The organism is Mangrovibacter plantisponsor (assembly GCF_003182475.1).
Lineage (GTDB): Bacteria > Pseudomonadota > Gammaproteobacteria > Enterobacterales > Enterobacteriaceae > Mangrovibacter > Mangrovibacter plantisponsor.
In genome coordinates, this window is record NZ_QGTS01000012.1 from 96,355 (window position 1) to 115,142 (window position 18,788).

The window sequence follows — 18,788 nt, forward strand, 5'->3', positions numbered from 1 at the left end:
AATCAACGCTAAACGTCATCTGCTATTCTTCGTGCGAGCCCGGAAAAGGGTAAAAATAGAATCAGGAGAATGGAGATGAATCTTCCACTTATAGCAAACCTTGTTGTGTTTGTTATTTTACTAATGGGACTTGCCACCACTCGTAAAACTAACTGGAGCCTGGCGAAGAAAGTCTTGCTGGGGCTGGTTCTGGGCGTATTTTTCGGCCTGGGCTTACAACTGATTTATGGTGACAACAGCCCCGTCCTCAGTCAATCAGTACAGTGGTTCAATATTGTGGGTAATGGCTACGTGCAATTACTGCAAATGATTGTAATGCCGCTGGTGTTTGCATCGATTCTGAGTGCAGTTGCCCGTCTGCATAACGCGTCTTCTCTGGGTAAGATAAGCGTTCTCACTATCGGCACTCTGCTGTTTACTACGCTGATTGCCGCACTGGTGGGCATTTTTGTCACCAACCTGTTTGGCCTCACTGCCGAAGGTTTGGTTCAGGGAGCAGCTGAAAGCACCCGGTTAAGTACCCTGGAAACCCAGTACATGGGCAAAGTGGCCGATCTCAGTGTCCCACAGTTGTTACTCTCGTTTATTCCCAAAAATCCTTTTGCCGACCTGACCGGTGCAAACCCCACGTCCATTATCAGCGTTGTCATTTTTGCTGTATTTCTGGGTGTGGCGGCACTCAAGCTCCTTGCCGATGATAAACCAAAGGGTGAGCGGGTTATCGCCGGCATTGATGTCATGCAAAGCTGGGTTATGAAACTGGTACGTCTCGTGATGCAACTGACACCTTATGGTGTCCTGGCCTTAATGACAAAAGTCGTCGCCGGGTCAAACATGCATGACATCATCAAACTGGGGAGTTTTGTGGTGGCTTCCTACCTTGGGCTTGCCATTATGTTTGTGGTGCATGGCATTATTTTGAGCATTGCAGGTGTCAGCCCAGTTAAATATTTCCGTAAGGTATGGCCGGTACTGACTTTTGCGTTCACCAGCCGCTCCAGCGCGGCGTCCATTCCACTGAATGTTGAGGCACAAACACGCCGCCTGGGTGTTCCTGAATCTATTGCTACATTCGCTGCTTCTTTTGGGGCAACGATTGGTCAGAATGGTTGTGCGGGCCTGTACCCGGCCATGCTTGCGGTGATGGTCGCGCCAACTGTCGGCATCAACCCAATGGACCCGGTATGGATTGCCACACTGGCAGGCATTGTTACACTAAGTTCTGCTGGTGTGGCTGGCGTTGGGGGTGGTGCAACATTCGCAGCGCTAATTGTTCTGCCTGCAATGGGGCTGCCGGTAACACTGGTTGCGCTGCTTATCTCAGTTGAACCACTCATTGATATGGGCAGAACCGCTCTGAACGTCAATGGTGCCATGACTGCAGGAACAGTGACCAGCCAGTTAATGAAACAAACAGATTCCAGCCGTTTGCACAGTGATGACGATACTGAACTGGCCCAACTTTAAGCACTGGCTGAACGGTTGCTGAATAATTAAAGAAACTCTCTCACGAGAAAACCGCCCCTGAACCGGGGCGGTTACAGATTCATAATGTATCTGCCCGCTTATTTAAATATCATTATCCTGTCGTACCTGGTTTGCCCAGCGCTGAGCAGATTCCGGTAACGTGAAAACAGGAGAGCGCTGGAAACTACTTCCCACCAGAACAAAAGCGACATAGTTGCCACGCAATAAATAGACATCTTTGAAACCTTCTACACGCCATGCATGATCAGGCGGAGCAGGCTCCACTCGCGGTTTATACGTAATAATCGCTTTATTTGGGTGACGAAATGTTTTCATAACGGGAAAATACAATAAAACACGTTAACAATAGCACCCATAATAACGGATTTTTCTCTGCAGTGCTTTCTCTGAAAATGGCAACATCAGTATTCTCTGGCACACCAGCTCACAGATTGGGCAGGAAATGCCAAAAAACGGTCTCAAAATCGTTTTTTGGCATTTTAGGTAAAAAACTGACAGAGCCAGAAAAGATTATTTATGGGTTTGCGGGTCTGAGTCGTATTCCGCACAGGTTTGATACCCAGAGTTCCTCACATGACCCGTATCATCCAGCGCCACAAAGTAGGTTTCCATTTGCCCGTCACGTTTGCCGAGAATATACGTCTGGCATGTGCCACGTGCATGGATCATAGTGACTTCAGAAGCGGGTTTACCGGCAATCTGGCTTACCTGCTCACGCGTCATACCTTTTTTGACATCTTTCACGACAGGTTCGGAAAATTGATCTTTTGCTCTGTCATAAGTTGTACAGCCCGCCAGAACTACCAGTACCGCCGCTACTGTGACTAACCCTGTTACATTTTTGTTCATATTTCATCCTCCTTTCGTTGCGGTTCCAGTCAAGCCTGGTTGACCGCCCCCGTTTTTTCAACCTGATAGCAGAAATTGAACCACTTTCAGACTATTCTTTTCCAGGGAAATTTGCATAAAACTGCTTTAATTTCCAGCACTCAGAGGTTTTTACTATTGCACACAGCTTGTTGTTTTAATGGCAAAGCGGTAGTTTTAGCGTATCTGTTTTTTGCCACCAGGCCTTATCAGGCCCGCGGACAGGAGAGGCTCAAATGACTCTGCAACAAGAAATTATTCAGGCGTTAGGCGTACAACCACAAATCGACCCTCAGCAAGAAGTTCGCCGTAGCGTCGACTTTCTCAAAGCTTACCTCTTGCGCTACCCGTTCTTAAAAAGCCTGATTCTGGGCCTGAGTGGCGGTCAGGACTCCACTCTGACAGGCACGCTTTGCCAAATGGCAATTCGTGAATTGCGAGAGGAAACGGGTGATAACAGCTACCAGTTTATTGCTGTACGCCTGCCTTATGGTGTCCAGGCCGATGAACAGGACTGCCAGGATGCTATCAACTTTATCCAGCCAGACCGGGTATTGACGGTGAATATCAAAGCAGCCGTACTGGCAAGCGAACAAACATTGAAAGACGCCGGCATTACGCTGAGTGATTTTGTGCGTGGCAATGAAAAAGCCCGTGAACGCATGAAAGCACAGTACAGCATTGCAGGCATGACGCACGGTGTTGTTGTGGGCACGGACCACGCAGCAGAGGCTGTTACTGGCTTCTTCACCAAATACGGTGATGGCGGCACTGATATCAACCCTATTTTCCGGCTGAATAAGCGCCAGGGGAAACAGCTACTGAAATTACTGGGCTGCCCGGAACATTTATATATCAAAGCCCCAACTGCAGACCTGGAAGATGACCGCCCTTCTCTGCCCGATGAAGCTGCTTTGGGCGTGACCTACGCACAAATTGACGACTACCTGGAAGGCAAAACCCTCGACAGCGCAGTCAGCCAAATTATTGAAGGTTGGTATATTAAAACCGAGCACAAACGCCGCCCACCAATTACAGTATTCGACGACTTCTGGAAATAAGCCGCCTTTAATTACCACCGGTTATTGTTTCAGCACGCGCTACCAACGACTAAAGCAATAACCGATTTTCTCCCGGCTGGTTATTTCTTCTCTTATCCAGGCCTGCGAACAGGCCGCTACTCCATTCAGGATGACGATTATGCCGCGTTTAACTGGCTCCCGGGCCACTATTGCCGGGTTGCTGGCAATATTACTTTGGAGCACTTCTGTCGGGTTACTGCGCAGCATCAGTGAGGCACTTGGCCCGACAGGTGGGGCGGCACTTATCTATACAATAAGCTCTATTTGCCTTGTTATCAGCAACAGGCGGGCATTGCCTCAGTTGGTACTGTCATGGCGCATGCTTGCCGCAGGTATACTCTTTGTGGTGTATGAAATCAGCCTGGCGTTGGCTATTGGCCTCGCCAGCACCCGTACGCAAGCACTTGAAATGGGCATGATCAATTATTTATGGCCCGGCCTGACATTGTTGTTCGCACTGTATATTAACCAGCAACGGGCACAGTGGTTTATTGTACCTGGTTTATTACTGGCACTTGGCGGTGTCATACAGGTTATGCGCGGCGATACTGACTGGAGCCCGGCGATGCTGCTGCATAACCTGGCTGGTAACCCGGTCGCATACGGGCTGGCGTTTGGTGCCGCCATTATCTGGGCACTCTATTGTAATCTTACGCGGCGCTGGTCTGACGGGCAAAACCCTGTGCCCCTTTTTTTCTGTGCTACGGCGCTGGTGCTCTGGGTGAAATATTTGCTTTTTCCACAACCTCCCATGCATATCACTGGCGGAGCAACGCTTGAACTGCTGTTTATGGGGATTTCAACCGCTGTCGCCTACTCAGCCTGGAACCAGGGGTTACAGCATGGCAACCTGACATTGTTGGCAACAGCCTCGTATTTCACGCCGGTGCTTTCGGCCTTCATTGCTTCATTATGGCTGGGGCTGACGCCTGGATGGGGTTTCTGGCAGGGCGTATTTTTGGTTGTGGCAGGGTCGCTGTTATGCTGGCTGGCGACACGGAAAGCCTCAACACATTCAGACCTTGTATCCGCCTCTTCAACCAAAGAATGAATAATACCTGACTCCGGCGCGCATGCCGGAGTCGTTGCAGGCTAAAGATAGGTGATTTCGCTATAAAGCAATGTGCCGGTATTTTGTAATAACCTGACTGTGTGCAACCCATCGCTCCACCAGGCGCCCTGGTCCGGGCGTAACAGTTTGTCACCAAACTGCCACTCACCACTTAATACGTAAGCTATTCCGCCCCTGGTACCAAGTGTGCTAAAGGTTCTGTCGGCTACACGTGTTCGCGCCTTGCAACGCGCCCGTTGAGTAATCAGGTTAAAGTTCATTGACATCATTCCCTGGGTTAATTCCGCATAAACACGTTTATCCCCTGGGAAAAAAAAGGGCTGATGGCGCTTTAACACATGCCCAGAATTCCCCACACCATCCAGCAACACTTCCCCACCTTCCAGTAAGGTTATCGCCCGGTCCACATCGTCAAAAGAAGCAAACTCACCACTACTGGCCAGGGAAGCAATACTTGCTCGCCAGTTGAAATTGCCTGTATCCGGAGGAAAACAACAAATCTCCCGGGACTCACCCGCGCCATTACGCCACAAGTTAACCGGGAGTTTGCTTAGTTCGAAAAATTCCATTGTGACTCCTGGAGCCTGCCGCCATTCTTAGCCGGCTCTCATACCCACCATCAAAAAAACACGTATCAAACGTGCGAAATCCCCTGAAGCCCAGGTATTGCCATTCCTGGCACCGAGTGCAGCGTACTTTTATCGCATTCCCCGCCGCCATATTACCTGGCGTACAAAATGCTACCGGCATAGTCAGGGTATGCTTTATTTGTGCTATTGGCATGGCCGGAGAAGGTAGTTGTTTGTATACCAGACCGCCATGCATGCTGTGTCGCTGATATATGAGAATATCTATAAAAAATCTGCTGGCAATAGGCACTATAAATCAGTGATGTTTTTTTGGACACCGGTGTCGTAAAAACACGATCTGGGGCAAATTCTGGGAAGGTGAAGGACTGGAAAGCGCAACCCACAGGAATGAGGCTATCCTCACCCTGTGGGAAAAAGATCAGCGAGTACCTAACTGAAAAATCAGCGTTTCAGCCTGGCAGCTGAACACAAAACTCATATCAAGTTGGTAAGCATCGCCCGCCTGGGTTAAATCAGCAGAGATCTGGCAAGGTTCGGATTCAATGCCCCGGGCTTTAGCAACCAGGGACTCCTGTGCTGCCAGCGCGTCCTCTTTAGTCGCAAATTGTTTGCTGTAAGTTGCGATGCAATCTGTATTGTCGAGAATGGTGCCGACATCCATGCAGCCGCAGGTCTCTTTTTCACGTGTTGACGTGCTATCACAGGTTGTTTTCATCTGCTATTCCATGGTTATTGTTGATACAGTTATTAATACAACACGCCGGATGGTGCGAAAGGAGCCAACCTGAAGCCACCGGCATATAAACATAGCGTTAGTATAAACCGCAATGCCTTTATGTGTAGATTGACCAGGATCATAATAACCCGCGATTGCCCACAATTATCCAGCGCTGTTTTTTGATCTGGGTATGCCGCCATGTTTTGCTAATGACAACAGATAAATAAAGTGGACAGGGAAATAAGAATAATCTGCCATTAAAAGAGTAGAACCGCCACCCATGCCCACCAGTACTGATTTGATGGGCAAAAATGACGGTTCTGGATAGGTTCAGCTTGCATATTTATGGGTGTGCGCCACAGTTGAATATTACCAGAGCAACACCGCATTCAATCTGGCTCACTGGCTGTGAGTTAAGTTTGGTTACTCACCTGCTGGTGGAGGTGGCATTTTACCTTCTGCAGGGCCTTTATCTTTAAGATGCTTCTCAAAATTGGCATTAAATTGTTTTTTCTGCTCAGGTGTCAGGATGTTGTACATCTTGTTCTGCGTTTCCATACGAGCCAGCATACGCTGTTTGTTTTGCTGTGACATTTTATCGACCTGAGCCTGTGCTTTCGCGCTGTCGAATGTATCACTGGCAATAATATCGTGCATTGCCTGGCGCTCTTCCACGGACGGACGTTTCATTTCTTCGCGTTGCGCTTTCATGATGTCGCGAACTTGCTGTTTCTGGGCATCTGACAGATTCAGCCCACGGAACATCATCTCTTCGGGGCCACCAGGGTGACCACGGTGGTGTTTCATCACAGGACGGCCATTATCTGAAGTCTGTGCAGAGGTATCATTAGCGTGGGCCAGATTAGCTGCGCCAAGGGCCAGACCAGATGCTACTAAAATCGCAGTTAACTTACGCATATATTATCCTTTCTTTATAGAACGAACCCTAACTTACGGATTCATTTAAATAAGCAACAACGTTCTGTTGCGTTGACGAAAATAATCTTACGCGCTAATTCGTCAACAAACCAAAGCGTGCGTAAAACCATGAAAGGATAAAAAACAAAAACAAGTCAATTATGATGAAAATAAGGAGAATTAATGAGGATATATTTAAAGCATGGCGAAGACTTCATAATTGATTATTAATTTAGCATAGAGAGGAAGCATATTCACTGATTTATTTATTCCCAAACTGTGCTCAATACCAGAATAGTGCTGGTTGTCTGTTCCTGGTATGTGGTTATTCAGCAACAACACTGGTTCAGAGAAATAGCTGCACCATCCATGGTCCATAGTAGCAAGTACAGAAGGCTCCCTAAGGATGAGGTATCTCGGCCAGCATCAGCCCGGCACGCAGGCCAGGTGCCACCAACCGGTTGGGGAATAACACATACTCAGTTTCTTGCTGAACCACCTGTTTATTGTCGCCATCCTCTGCTAATAACTCCCCTTTACTGAACGGCGTGAAATTTACCGTATCATCAGGAATGTGCAGAATAAATGCCTCTCCTGTTCGAGTCAGCTGCTGGCTCACTTTGTAGCAACGCGCAACAGGTTGCTGCACTACCGGTACTGCTTCCGGGCCCTTGCCTAACAATTCCTCCAGCGCATGCCGGGCAGCAGAGAACGCATTCAAATTATTTTGCCCGAATGGCATTGCTTTACCCAATTCCATTGTGCAACTAAGGGCATCATAATATTGCGCCGTGAAATGTGTGAAGGTTCCCCCCGGGGTCTGGTGAAAGACCAGTGCTTCCAAACCAGCCATCTCCAGCCACTGCAAAAAAGCCGCGGGCCAGGCGGCATTACGGGCAGGTAAAACCCCAAAACGCGGGTGGAGTGAGCCACGAATGGCTGTGTGCATATCCAAATGCCAGCGTACTGGTGGGCTGTTTGCGAAAAAGCCGCCAACCGCCTGCTCAAGCAGCTCAGCTCGCGCGCGTTCGGTTCCGGGTTCAAATGCTTCCCAACGCCCACCAAACATGCGGTTAAGGTCGCAGGCCTGGTAGCGCTTGCCGGTTTGCAGTGCCAGTGGATTACCCAGCACAACCAGGACATCCCAGCATAAAACAATTTCACCACGCCACAAAGCATCAAGTACTTGCGATAATATTTCCACCGGCGCGGTTTCATTACCATGGATTCCGGCCGACAACACTAAAGACCGTGTCACCTTGCTGTGTGGTGTTAACCGGATAACGCCCTGCTCCAGCCATTGCCAGCGAAACCCGGGGCCTTCTCCTTTTTTCTGTGCAGGAACCAAACCTGCCAGTGTTGTTTGTACAAACTCATCCATTGTTACATCTCACTGTGGTGGTTATTGCTGAAATGGGTAAACAGCGCCCAGGTTAAGTATCCGGGTCAGTTCATCAAGCGCATCCTGCCCCTCTTGCAACAATTGTGGGTCCACCAGGTCGGCCTGAGTCAGGCGGTCACGATACCACCGGTCAACCCACTGATTCAGCGCAGTGAACAGAGTATCATTCATAATTACTGCCGGATTAACCGCCTGGTATTCTTCTTCGGTCAAAACCACTCGCAGGCGCAGGCAGGCAGGCCCACCACCATTTGCCATACTTTCCCGTAAGTCGAAAACTTGTAGCATCTCAACCGGGTTATCTTCCGCTAACAGAAGGTTCAGGTACTGCCAGACACCTTCATGCTCGCGCGCTTCCTGTGGCAGAACCAGAGTCATTGCCCCCGATTCGTTACTCAGCAATTGGCTGTTAAACAAATAGGTATTTACCGCATCGGCAACAGATACCGCCTGGGAAGGGACAACCAACGGGCAAAAACCCGGAACCCGCTCATGAAGAGTACTTAACAAGGCCTGCTGGTCGACAAATGCCTGTTCGTGGCAGAACAGTACCTGCTGGTTACTGACCGCAATAACATCATTGTGGAATACACCCTGGTCAATAACCGCGGGGTTTTGCTGAGCAAAGAGTAAAGAACCGGGACGAACCTGATTCAACCGGGCCACGGCTTCACTGGCTTCCCGGGTCTGGCGAGCGGGATAACGAGAAGGCGCCAGCCCATCTGCATTACCCTGACGCCCATAGACAAAGAGCTGAAGACCCGGCTCACCATAAGCACCGCCAAAACGATTATGGTTGGCGGCCCCTTCATCGCCAAATAAGCCCACCTGCGGCAGCGCCTCATGCACGGCAAAGTGTTGCCCGGAAGCAAATATCGCTCGCAAGGTGCGTTCTGTTTGCTGCGCTTCACTTGCCCGGTGAAATTTATTATTCAGATTGGCAACAGTAAAATGAACCCGGTTATCCAGCGCATCGGCCGACGGGCAGACTGTTGCCGCATTAGCCACCCACATTGATGACGCAGAACTGGCTGCAGACAGCAGGTCTGGCGAATACTTCCAGGATTTTGCCAGTACCTCGCTGTCACTCCCGGTAAAACCAAGCTGGCGCAATACCGGAATATTTGGCCGGGCCTGCGGTGGAATAACGCCCTGCCAAAACCCGGCATCCGCCAGGGTTTTCATTTTCAGCAGGCTTTGTTTAGCTGCAAGTTTTGGGTTCGATACCTGGTACTGATGGCGTGCAGATGCCTCGTTACCAAATGACAGCCCCGCATAGTGGTGAGTCAGCCCGGGTAAACCATCGAAATTTGCTTCACGAACATTCATGCTTGCTGCTCTCCGGCGCTAAAATCCAGCCCTGGGTTAAGTGTTTCAGGCATTATCAGGCTATCACTTTCCAGTGAAGCCACAGGCCAGGCGCAGTAATCTGCGGCATACCAGGCTCCGGGGCGGTGGTTGCCCGAAGCCCCAACACCACCAAAAGGTGCACTACTGGCCGCACCGGTTAACGGTTTGTTCCAGTTAACAATGCCGGCTCGCGCCTCAACCAATAACCGGTCAAATGCCGCTCGATCCGGTGAAATTAACCCGCATGCCAGGCCAAAGCGAGTCTGGTTCGCCAGAGTAATCGCATCATCCAGTGTGTTGTAACGCCAAACCGTCAACAGCGGGCCAAACACCTCTTCATCCGGCACCTCTTGCGCCGTGTTAACCAGAACGATGCCCGGTGTTATCAGTGATGTTCCGGCCTCAAGGATACGCGGTGCCAGTAAAGGTTTGCCACCACGGTCCAGATGCCCCTGCCAGGCCTTTAATACATGCAAAGCAGCATGAGCCGAAACCAGCCCACCCATAAAGGGTTGCGGATTATTGTCCCACGCACCTGGCTGAATGCGCCCTGCAACTTCCACCAAACGGTCTAAAAATGCATCCCCGGCAGGGCCATTTTTCACAAGCAAGCGACGAGCGCAGGTACAACGCTGGCCGGCAGTAATAAAAGCAGACTGAATTGCGATATGCACAGCCGCATCAATATCAGCAGGGTCGTCAACTATCAGAGGGTTATTGCCCCCCATTTCCAGTGCCAAAATTTTGTCCGGTTGCCCGGCGAATTGCCGGTGTAGCTGGAAACCAGTACCTGAGCTTCCGGTAAACAGCAAACCGTCAAGTTCCGGGTTAGCGGCCAGCGCCTGCCCGGTTTCCCGGCCACCTTGCAGCAAATTGATAACCCCCGCGGGAATACCAGCCAGTTCCCATAAGCGCATTACACATTCGCCAGTACCTGGCGTCAGTTCGCTGGGTTTAAATACCACAGTATTCCCGGCCAGGAGTGCCGGAATGATATGCCCGTTCGGCAAGTGACCGGGAAAGTTATACGGCCCGAAGACAGCCAGAACGCCATGAGGGCGATGGCGTAATGAAGCGGCGCCATCTGCCAGCGGTGACACCTGTTCACCTGTACGCTGTTCATACGCTTTGACTGAGATAGCCAGCTTATTGATCATTGCTGTCACTTCAGTCGCGGCTTCCCAACGGGGTTTACCCGTCTCGCGGGAGATGGTTGCCGTGAGCCGGGTTTTATGTTGCTCCAGTAACCCGACAAAGGCTTCAATAATAGCCTGGCGTTCAGCCAACGTCCGGCGAGCCCACTCAGGAAATGCACCGCGGGCAGCCTGGCAGGCCAGATCTACCTGAATACTGTCGGCACTGCGCCCCTGCCATAATAAATCCATGTTTACTGGGTCACGTTTTTCCATGGCACTGGCAGTACCGGGTAGCCATTCACCATTAATCCACTGTGTCATTATTTTGTCTCCTCCGGGCATAGCTGAACTAACCGTACAGTACTGCCTGCCTGGCAATTCAGTACATTTGCGGTTGCCGCATCCATTTCCAGGTATGAACCCTGCGGGTCTGCGTGAATTAATGTTGCGCGATAATTTTCGTAGTCGTCATTCGCCACCAGGCACAAAGGCAGTGAATCCTGTTGGGTCTCACAAATCTTCACGGTGAGTTGCCTGCTGTCGGCAATAGCACGGATAGCATTCAGGTCGCACTCAAGCGTCGGGCCGCCATCAAAAATATCGACATAGTTTTGGTAGCGGAAACCTTCTTTTTCCAGTACACGGCGGGCAGGTGCCGTTTGAGGGTGCACTTCACCAATCACGGCGCGAGCCTGTTCAGACAGAAAATCTGTATATATGGGATGTTTGGGCATCAATTCAGCAATGAAGGCTTTTTGGCCGGTTCCGCACAAATAATCTGCCCGAGAAAAAGGCATCGAGAAAAAACGCTGCCCCAGACTCTCCCAAAACGGCGAGAAGCCTTGTTCATCAATAACGCCGCGCATCTCTGCAACCACTTTATTACTGAACGCTTCTTTGAACGCGGCCATAAATAAGAAGCGGGATTTGGACAGCAAGTAGCCATTTGAGGAGTGCCGCCAGTCTGGATCTAAAAAGAGCGTACACAACTCACTACTACCGGTATGGTCGTTACTGAGAAACAACGTGGGTAATGCGTTATAAATATCCAGCTCTTTTGAGGCATGAACCAAAGTACCAACCCGGTAGTTATACCAGGGCTCCGTCAGCCCCACGGCAACTTCAATAGCGCAAATCCCTGCCACCTGCCCACTTTCTGTGTCTTCCAGAACAAAGACATAGCCTTGTTCAGCCCGGGGCAAAACACCGGCCCAGGTATCAACAGAGCGGGAAATACGGCAGCGCAGTGTATCCGCATCTTCAGGCAAAGAAGTCAGGCCGCCACCTGTCTTACTGGCAAGGTGTAATAACCCGGCCAAATCATCATGCCTGACAGGGCGAATGACCATCATAACGCCCCCTCGGCAATTAATGCTTCACAGGCACGTTTCAGCCGGTTGAGCCCTTCGCGAATATCTTCTTCAGGTATATTCAGGGCCGGGGCAAAGCGCACCACACCCGCTCCGGCAATCAGAATCATTACCCCTTCCTGTGCCGCACGCTGTGAAATCAGTTTGGCTTTTCCCGCATGTGCCTCATTCAGTTCGCAGCCAATCAGCAGCCCCATACCGCGGATATCACGAAACAACCCAAGGTGGTGATTCAGTTCATCAAGTTGCGCAACAAACAGTGCGTGGCGATGCTTAACTCCTGCAAGCATTTCAGGTGTATTAATAAGTGAGAACGCACGCCCGGCAACAGCGCCAGCCAGTGCATTCCCGCCATAAGTTGTACCATGGGTGCCTGGTGTAAAGTGCGTGGCAATTCGCGCGGTAGTTAACATCGCGCCAATAGGAAAGCCACCGCCAAGTGCTTTGGCCGTGGTCAAAATATCAGGCACCACACCGTAATGCTGGTAGGCATACAAATCCCCTGTTCTGCCAACCCCCGTTTGAACTTCATCAAATATCAGGATGGCATTGAACTGGTCACACAATGTACGCAAACCTTGCAGGAACGCTGGTGAAGCCGGGATTACCCCGCCTTCTCCCTGAATCGGCTCAACAATAACCGCACAGGTTTTTTCACTCATCACCGCACGGACAGACTCGAGATCGTTAAATGTTACATGGTCAATGTGCGGGGGAAGCGGCGCAAAATCCCGGGAATAAGCCGGTTGCCCCCCCGTGGACACAGTAAACAGTGTGCGGCCATGGAACGCATTATTGAACGCAATAATCTGGCTTTTCTCTGCATCTGCCTGGTCATGAGCATATTTACGTGCCAGTTTCAGTGCGGCTTCATTGGCTTCAGCACCAGAGTTACAAAAAAAGACTTTGTCCGCGAAGGTGGCTTCCGTTATCTGGCGCGCAAGTTGTAAAATCGGTTCATTCGTGTAGCCATTACCGGTATGCCACAGTTTGGCAGCCTGCTCCGCAAGGGCTTCTCTCAGGGCCGGGTGCGCATGGCCCAGAGCATTAACAGCAATTCCTCCGGCAAAATCAATGTACTCATTACCCTGCTGGTCCCACAGACGTGAGCCTTCCGCCCGCACTGGTATGAAAGGTGCCGGGGCATAGACAGGAACCATAAACTCATCGAATTGTTCCCGGGTGACTTGCTGAACCATAATTACGCCTGCCTTAGTTAATCAAATGTTTTATTTATGTAAAAAAATGATTGCTGATAACTAATGTAGATTGCAGGGAACGTGCCAGCCAATAGAAAAAAGTGAATAACGCAGTTTTGAAAACCAAAAATCAACAAGTTACAAAGCTCTCCATTCACTTTTTTTGCATAAAAAGTGAATAAATTTACATCAGGCCGCCACTTACAAGATAAAAAAAAGAAAATATATGCATGTATAAAAGATCATGCTGATTCTGTGATCAGACGTGGAATATATTCACCAGAAATGGGCATTTTCAGTGCAGCACGCACCAGTCAGGTGCAAAAACCTTTCACATCAAGAGCAGTAAACTGTCAGGAATGAAGAGCACAACCCAGGGTTTTCTGTTAACATCCCGTTTTAAATTTGTTTCAGGGCGGAGCAGAGCGATGAAATTTATCTCTTTTAATATCAATGGACTGCGTGCAAGACCACACCAACTGGAAGCCATTGTGGCACAACACCAGCCAGATGTGATTGGGCTACAGGAAACCAAAGTGCACGACGACATGTTTCCGCTCGAAGACGTCGCAAAGCTGGGTTATCACGTGTTTTACCACGGGCAAAAAGGCCATTATGGCGTTGCCCTGTTAACGAAAGCGGAGCCACTGGCAGTGCGGCGGGGTTTCCCGGGTGACGACGAGGACGCCCAACGGCGCCTGATCATGGCAGATATCCCAACCGCGCTGGGAACACTGACAGTAATTAACGGCTATTTTCCACAAGGTGAAAGCCGTGAACATCCGGTGAAATTCCCGGCTAAACAACGTTTCTACGCCGATCTTCAGGATTACCTGACCACATCACTTAACAACACCAATCCGGTGCTGATTATGGGTGATATGAACATCAGCCCAACAGATAACGACATTGGTATTGGTGAAGACAGCCGTAAACGCTGGCTGCGCACAGGCAAATGTTCCTTCTTGCCGGAAGAGCGTGAATGGATGGCTCGCCTGCTGGAGTGGGGCCTGGTTGATACTTTCCGTGCCGCTCACCCGGATACCCAGGATAAATTTTCGTGGTTTGATTACCGCTCCCGGGGCTTTGACGAAAACCGCGGGCTGCGTATTGACCTGTTGCTTGCCAGTCAACCTCTGGCAAGCCGTTGCACGGGAGTCGGGATTGATTACGAGATCCGTGCAATGGAAAAACCCAGTGATCATGCACCTGTATGGGCTGAATTTTCACTCTGAGTCCAGTATCACGAATCCCCGGGGAGAAACAGATGAACAGGGTTGAGGTGGTTGCAGCCATTATAGTGAACAATGGCAAGCTGTTGCTCGCGCAACGCCCTCCCCAGGGTGACCAGGCGGGCCTGTGGGAGTTTCCAGGTGGGAAAATTGAGCCGGGTGAAACACAACCACAGGCTCTGCAACGGGAACTACATGAAGAGCTGGGCATAAACGCACAACCAGAAAGCTATGTAACCAGCAACAGCCACCCAGTCAATGGCAGGCTGATTTAGCTACATGGCTGGTATGTGCCCTGTTTTACCGGTACCCCGGTTAACCGGCATCATACTGCACTGGTATGGGTAACTCCGCAGGAAGTCTGCCAGTATTCACTGGCACCGGCAGATATCCCCATACTCGATGCGTTTATGGCTTCACCCGCCGCCACATTAGCGGGTTTGTGCCCATAACCCGGTCATCACGCTGGCACTGCAGTAAAACCCCTTCCATTTTGATGACCGCACCTTCCGAATAGTTCTGGTTCTGGTAGATACAGCACTGGTTACACGGCGGAGTTTGCTGCTGCCCTTGTGTGGTGAAGACCTCAGAAGGGACATTTACTTGCACGTCAGGCTGCCGGTTCTGGGCGGCTGCCCCCAGACTTACGCCCAGCACGAGGCTTGCGGCGAACAGATGCTTTACCATGGTTTCCCTCTGCTTTCCCACTTGTGGCGCCCTGCGTAGCCCGAATACCACGAAACTGTGCTGGCTGTGCAGACCGCGCCTGTTCAATAAGTTGATGTAAGGTTGCAACCAGCGGTTGCATAAAATCCTGATACCGGCACTGTTTCTCACTAATTTGTGTAAGCACAGACTCCCAGTGTGCTGTCATATCTGGCCGTCCGGCGCTTTCCGGAAGCGAATGAATCAGTGCGCAGCCGGCCGGCGTCGCATGTATATAGCGCCCTTTTTTCTCCAGAAAACTCCGCCGAAACAATAACTCAATAATACCGGCACGGGTTGCCTCTGTACCCAGCCCATCAGTTGCACGCAGAATTTTCTTCAGTTCTTTGTCCTGAACAAAGCGCGCAATACCAGTCATGGCAGAAAGTAATGTGGCATCAGTGAAATGGCGCGGTGGCTGGGTCTGCCGCTCCACCACTTCACCGGATTCACATAACAATGTGTCACCTTCACTCACCACCGGTAATGGCATACCATCGTTTTCTTCATCACGCTCTTTGCCACCCAGTAATACACGCCAGCCGGCATCAGCCAGAAAACGGGCTTTGGCGATAAACTTACCCCCCGCAATATCCAGTTCAATAACACATTTGCGGTACCAGGCATCAGCACAGAACTGCATAAGGTATTGTCGGGCGATCAGTGTATAAACATTAGCTTCATTTTCAGAAAGCTTCACTGAGGCAGTACGGGCTGTGGGAATAATGGCATGGTGCGCATCCACTTTTTTGTCATCCCAACAGCGGTTACGCCGCTCGGGATCCACTGCGGGCTGCGGGAGCAATGATGCAGCATGCACACCGATAGCATTCAGCACAGCATGGCGGCCAGCAAAATGTTCCTCAGGCAAGTAACGGCAATCAGAACGCGGGTAGGTAATCAGTTTGTGGGTTTCGTAGAGTTTCTGGCAAATATCCAGCACATTCTGGGCACTGAGCCCAAAACGTTTCGCCGCTTCTATCTGCAAAGCAGAAAGCGAAAAAGGAAGTGGTGCGATTTCAGATTCACGTTTATCACTGTAGCTTGTTACCTGAGCCGGCTTACCGGTAATGCGGGCGACAACATGGTCGGCCAGCGGGCGGTGTAACAGGCGCCCTTCTTCGTCCTGCCAGGGCTCACAGGAATCGCTGGGCTGCCAAATAGCAACAAAACGCTCACCCTGAGGGGTAACAATGTGCGCCCGGACTTCAAAAAAATCCCGGGGTACAAAATTCGCTATCTCTTCATCGCGCCGCACCACCAGCCCCAGAACTGGAGTTTGTACCCGGCCAACAGACAAGACACCTTTAAACCCGGCCCGTTGCCCTACAAGAGTCCATGCTCGTGTCATGTTAATACCGTAGAGCCAGTCTGCACGGGACCGTGCCAGTGCGGATACACACAGCGGTACAAACTCACTGTTATCACGCAGCCGCCCAATGGCCCGCTCAACCGCCTGAGGATTGAGGTCATTTATCAGGCAGCGTTTAACCTCGCGACGCTTTTGCGGCGCAAGTTGCAGGTAATCGAGAACTTCATCAACCAGTAGTTGCCCTTCACGGTCCGGGTCACCAGCGTGAACCACTTCACTGGCTTCACCCAGCAGGCGCTCCACAACCTTAAGCTGCCGGGCGGAAGCGGCCCGTGGGCGCAATTGCCATTTTTGCGGCACAATAGGCAGATCGTTCAGATTCCAGCGGGAAAACCGCGCGTCATAACCATCGGGTTCTGCCTGTTCCAATAAATGGCCAATGCACCAGGTCACCGTCTGGTTATCACCACAGGCAATAAAACCATCGCCTTTGCGGTGTGGCTTTGGCAAAACATCGGCAATAGCACGCCCAAGGCTGGGTTTTTCAGCAATAAACAACCGCATAGATTAACGAATCTCAATCATAGGGCGCCCGGCTCGTGCGGTTTTCAGTTCACCAATCGCCTGCAGTGTAATGCCGTGCTGTTCAGCAACAGCAGTTACCTCAGATTCCGCTTGTGGGCTGACGGCAAGCAACAAACCACCAGACGTTTGTGGGTCACAGAGCAAATTACGCCATGCTGCTGGCATTTCCCCCATTAAGTGCCCATAGCTTGAGAAGTTACGGTCAGTGCCGCCGGGCACACATCCCTGAGCGATATATTCCTCAACCCCGGGTAAGGCTGGCACCTGGCTGTAGACTAACTCTGCCTGAACACCTGCCCCCTGGCACATTTCGCTTAAATGCCCCAGCAGGCCAAAGCCGGTTACGTCAGTCATGGCTTTTACCCCATCCAACGCGGCAAAATCTGCACCTGCTTTGTTCATCCGGCACATCACCTCAGTGGCAAGGCCAACATGTTCAGGTTGCAACAGCCCTTTTTTCTCTGCCGTTGTCAGCACACCAATCCCCAAAGGCTTGGTCAGGTATAGCTGGCAACCCGCACTGGCCGTTGAGTTTTGTTTCACGCGTTCCGTTGGCACCACACCCGTAACAGCCAGCCCAAAGATAGGTTCAGGGGCATCAATTGAATGCCCCCCCGCCAGTGCAATACCAGCTTCCCGGCAGGCAAACCGCCCACCATCAACCACCTGTGCGGCAATTTCCGGTGCCAGTTTGTTGACAGGCCAGCCCAGAATAGCAATCGCCATAATTGGCTTGCCACCCATAGCATAGATATCACTGATAGCATTGGTTGCAGCTATGCGGCCAAAATCAAAAGGGCTATCGACAATCGGCATGAAAAAGTCAGTTGTACTGATGATGCAGGTTCCATTGCCCAGGTCATAAACTGCGGCATCGTCGCGGGTCTCATTGCCAACCAGCAAATGCGGGTCGCAAAATTTTTCCTGCTCTGAATGAAGAATGGTTTCCAGAACTTTTGGCGAGATTTTACACCCACAACCAGCGCCATGGCTGTATTGTGTTAAACGAATGGGATTTTCACTCATGGACAATCTCCTGTCAGTCTCTTTGCCCGCTATGGTAACGATTCTCTGACAGAGAGGTAAGTATGACTGTCTGAATAATTACAATTTTGCTTATCTATCAGACAGTCATAGCAATAACTCAGAAATGTCGGACGAAATTTGTCATATCCGGAGCCGCAACAGTTGGCGCGGCTTTTAATTGTGGCGTTCCTAAATACAAAAAGCCGACAATTTTATCCTGCTCGCGGCAGGCCATGGCTTCACGAACCTGTGAGTGCTCAGTCCACGCCCCGGTTCTCCAGATGCCGTTATACCCTTGGGCCACTGCAGCCATCTGCATTGCCATGACAGCGCAACCGGCAGACATTTCCTGTTCCCACACTGGCACTTTGGGGTGCGCTTCGCAATGTGCGATAACAGTGATAATCAGCGGTGCCCGGAACGGCGCATTCTTTGCTTTGTCTACTGCTTTTTCATCCATTTTGTCTGCCAGAGCAGCCTGTTCCAGCAGAGAACTGAAACGATCACGCCCCTCGCCTTCGATCAGCACGAAACGCCACGGTTGAAGTGCGCCGTGATCCGGAGCCCGCATCCCGGCCCGTAATATTTGTGCCAGCGCATCACCTTGCGGTGCGGGTTCTGCCAGCCGTGAAGCGCTGCGGCGGTTAACCAGTAATTCCAGTGCGTCCATCTGTTAGCTCCTGTGTTAATTTTTATTCACAAAATTAACACAGCAACAGGTTTTGTTACAGCGTCC

General features: G+C 50.8%; 18 protein-coding genes and 1 pseudogene. 5 read left to right on the forward strand and 14 right to left on the reverse strand.

Annotated features, from left to right (window positions below; all coding sequences use genetic code 11):
- Positions 1-75: 75 nt before the first annotated feature.
- Entirely contained in the window at positions 76-1,467 is a 1,392-nt protein-coding gene (locus tag DES37_RS18720; RefSeq protein ID WP_110027262.1) for an L-cystine transporter, read from the forward strand.
- A gap of 102 nt (positions 1,468-1,569) precedes the next feature.
- On the opposite strand, the gene cedA is transcribed toward DES37_RS18720, so the two are convergent.
- A complete protein-coding gene (gene cedA / locus DES37_RS18725) occupies positions 1,570-1,803 on the reverse strand; it encodes a cell division activator CedA (protein WP_036108512.1) in 234 nt (77 codons plus the stop codon).
- A 195-nt stretch (positions 1,804-1,998) separates the two neighbouring features.
- Entirely contained in the window at positions 1,999-2,337 is a 339-nt protein-coding gene (osmE, locus tag DES37_RS18730) for an osmotically-inducible lipoprotein OsmE (RefSeq protein WP_110027264.1), read from the reverse strand.
- Positions 2,338-2,591: 254 nt separating this feature from the next.
- On the opposite strand from osmE, the gene nadE reads away from it, so the two are divergent.
- Both nadE and yddG read left to right on the forward strand, forming a co-directional pair.
- Complete coding sequence (nadE, locus tag DES37_RS18735) at positions 2,592-3,416, forward strand: ammonia-dependent NAD(+) synthetase (RefSeq protein ID WP_110027266.1); 825 nt, start codon at positions 2,592-2,594, stop codon at positions 3,414-3,416.
- Positions 3,417-3,546: 130 nt separating this feature from the next.
- Complete coding sequence (gene yddG, locus DES37_RS18740; RefSeq protein ID WP_110027267.1) at positions 3,547-4,488, forward strand: aromatic amino acid DMT transporter YddG; 942 nt, start codon at positions 3,547-3,549, stop codon at positions 4,486-4,488.
- 41 nt (positions 4,489-4,529) lie between these two features.
- On the opposite strand, the gene DES37_RS18745 is transcribed toward yddG, so the two are convergent.
- The 8 genes from DES37_RS18745 to DES37_RS18780 form a co-directional block, all read right to left on the reverse strand.
- The gene (locus tag DES37_RS18745; protein WP_036108508.1) at positions 4,530-5,078 is read right to left on the reverse strand and encodes a HutD family protein; all 549 of its coding nucleotides are present in this window, start codon (positions 5,076-5,078) and stop codon (positions 4,530-4,532) included.
- A gap of 439 nt (positions 5,079-5,517) precedes the next feature.
- A complete protein-coding gene (locus tag DES37_RS18750) occupies positions 5,518-5,814 on the reverse strand; it encodes a YfcZ/YiiS family protein (protein WP_036108506.1) in 297 nt (98 codons plus the stop codon).
- A gap of 426 nt (positions 5,815-6,240) precedes the next feature.
- Complete coding sequence (spy, locus tag DES37_RS18755) at positions 6,241-6,735, reverse strand: ATP-independent periplasmic protein-refolding chaperone Spy (RefSeq protein WP_110027269.1); 495 nt, start codon at positions 6,733-6,735, stop codon at positions 6,241-6,243.
- 400 nt (positions 6,736-7,135) lie between these two features.
- The gene (gene astE, locus DES37_RS18760) at positions 7,136-8,116 is read right to left on the reverse strand and encodes a succinylglutamate desuccinylase (protein WP_110027271.1); all 981 of its coding nucleotides are present in this window, start codon (positions 8,114-8,116) and stop codon (positions 7,136-7,138) included.
- Between the two features lie 21 nt (positions 8,117-8,137).
- Positions 8,138-9,466, reverse strand: coding sequence for an N-succinylarginine dihydrolase (gene astB, locus DES37_RS18765; RefSeq protein ID WP_110027272.1), 1,329 nt, complete (start codon positions 9,464-9,466; stop codon positions 8,138-8,140).
- Positions 9,463-10,944, reverse strand: coding sequence for a succinylglutamate-semialdehyde dehydrogenase (astD, locus tag DES37_RS18770; protein WP_036108501.1), 1,482 nt, complete (start codon positions 10,942-10,944; stop codon positions 9,463-9,465). The genes astB and astD overlap by 4 nt, the downstream gene beginning before the upstream one ends.
- Positions 10,944-11,975, reverse strand: coding sequence for an arginine N-succinyltransferase (astA, locus tag DES37_RS18775; protein WP_110027274.1), 1,032 nt, complete (start codon positions 11,973-11,975; stop codon positions 10,944-10,946). The genes astD and astA overlap by 1 nt, the downstream gene beginning before the upstream one ends.
- The gene (locus tag DES37_RS18780; RefSeq protein ID WP_110027276.1) at positions 11,972-13,192 is read right to left on the reverse strand and encodes an aspartate aminotransferase family protein; all 1,221 of its coding nucleotides are present in this window, start codon (positions 13,190-13,192) and stop codon (positions 11,972-11,974) included. The genes astA and DES37_RS18780 overlap by 4 nt, the downstream gene beginning before the upstream one ends.
- A gap of 428 nt (positions 13,193-13,620) precedes the next feature.
- Here DES37_RS18780 and xthA point away from each other — a divergent pair, with 428 nt between their 5' ends.
- Complete coding sequence (xthA, locus tag DES37_RS18785) at positions 13,621-14,427, forward strand: exodeoxyribonuclease III (RefSeq protein WP_036108496.1); 807 nt, start codon at positions 13,621-13,623, stop codon at positions 14,425-14,427.
- 32 nt (positions 14,428-14,459) lie between these two features.
- Positions 14,460-14,876, forward strand: a pseudogene (locus tag DES37_RS18790) (pyrimidine (deoxy)nucleoside triphosphate diphosphatase).
- Here DES37_RS18790 and DES37_RS18795 read toward each other — a convergent pair.
- The 4 genes from DES37_RS18795 to DES37_RS18810 form a co-directional block, all read right to left on the reverse strand.
- Positions 14,833-15,111 (reverse strand): YnjH family protein, encoded by a 279-nt coding sequence (locus tag DES37_RS18795; protein ID WP_072006944.1) that lies wholly within the window; start codon positions 15,109-15,111, stop codon positions 14,833-14,835. The pseudogene DES37_RS18790 and the gene DES37_RS18795 overlap by 44 nt on opposite strands.
- Positions 15,035-17,005: a DNA topoisomerase III gene (locus DES37_RS18800; RefSeq protein ID WP_110027277.1), complete on the reverse strand. Its 1,971-nt coding sequence runs from the start codon at positions 17,003-17,005 to the stop codon at positions 15,035-15,037. The genes DES37_RS18795 and DES37_RS18800 overlap by 77 nt, the downstream gene beginning before the upstream one ends.
- 3 nt (positions 17,006-17,008) lie before the next feature.
- Positions 17,009-18,052 (reverse strand): selenide, water dikinase SelD, encoded by a 1,044-nt coding sequence (gene selD, locus DES37_RS18805; RefSeq protein ID WP_110027279.1) that lies wholly within the window; start codon positions 18,050-18,052, stop codon positions 17,009-17,011.
- Between the two features lie 118 nt (positions 18,053-18,170).
- Entirely contained in the window at positions 18,171-18,722 is a 552-nt protein-coding gene (locus DES37_RS18810) for an NAD(P)H nitroreductase (protein WP_036108489.1), read from the reverse strand.
- Positions 18,723-18,788 lie beyond the last annotated feature (66 nt).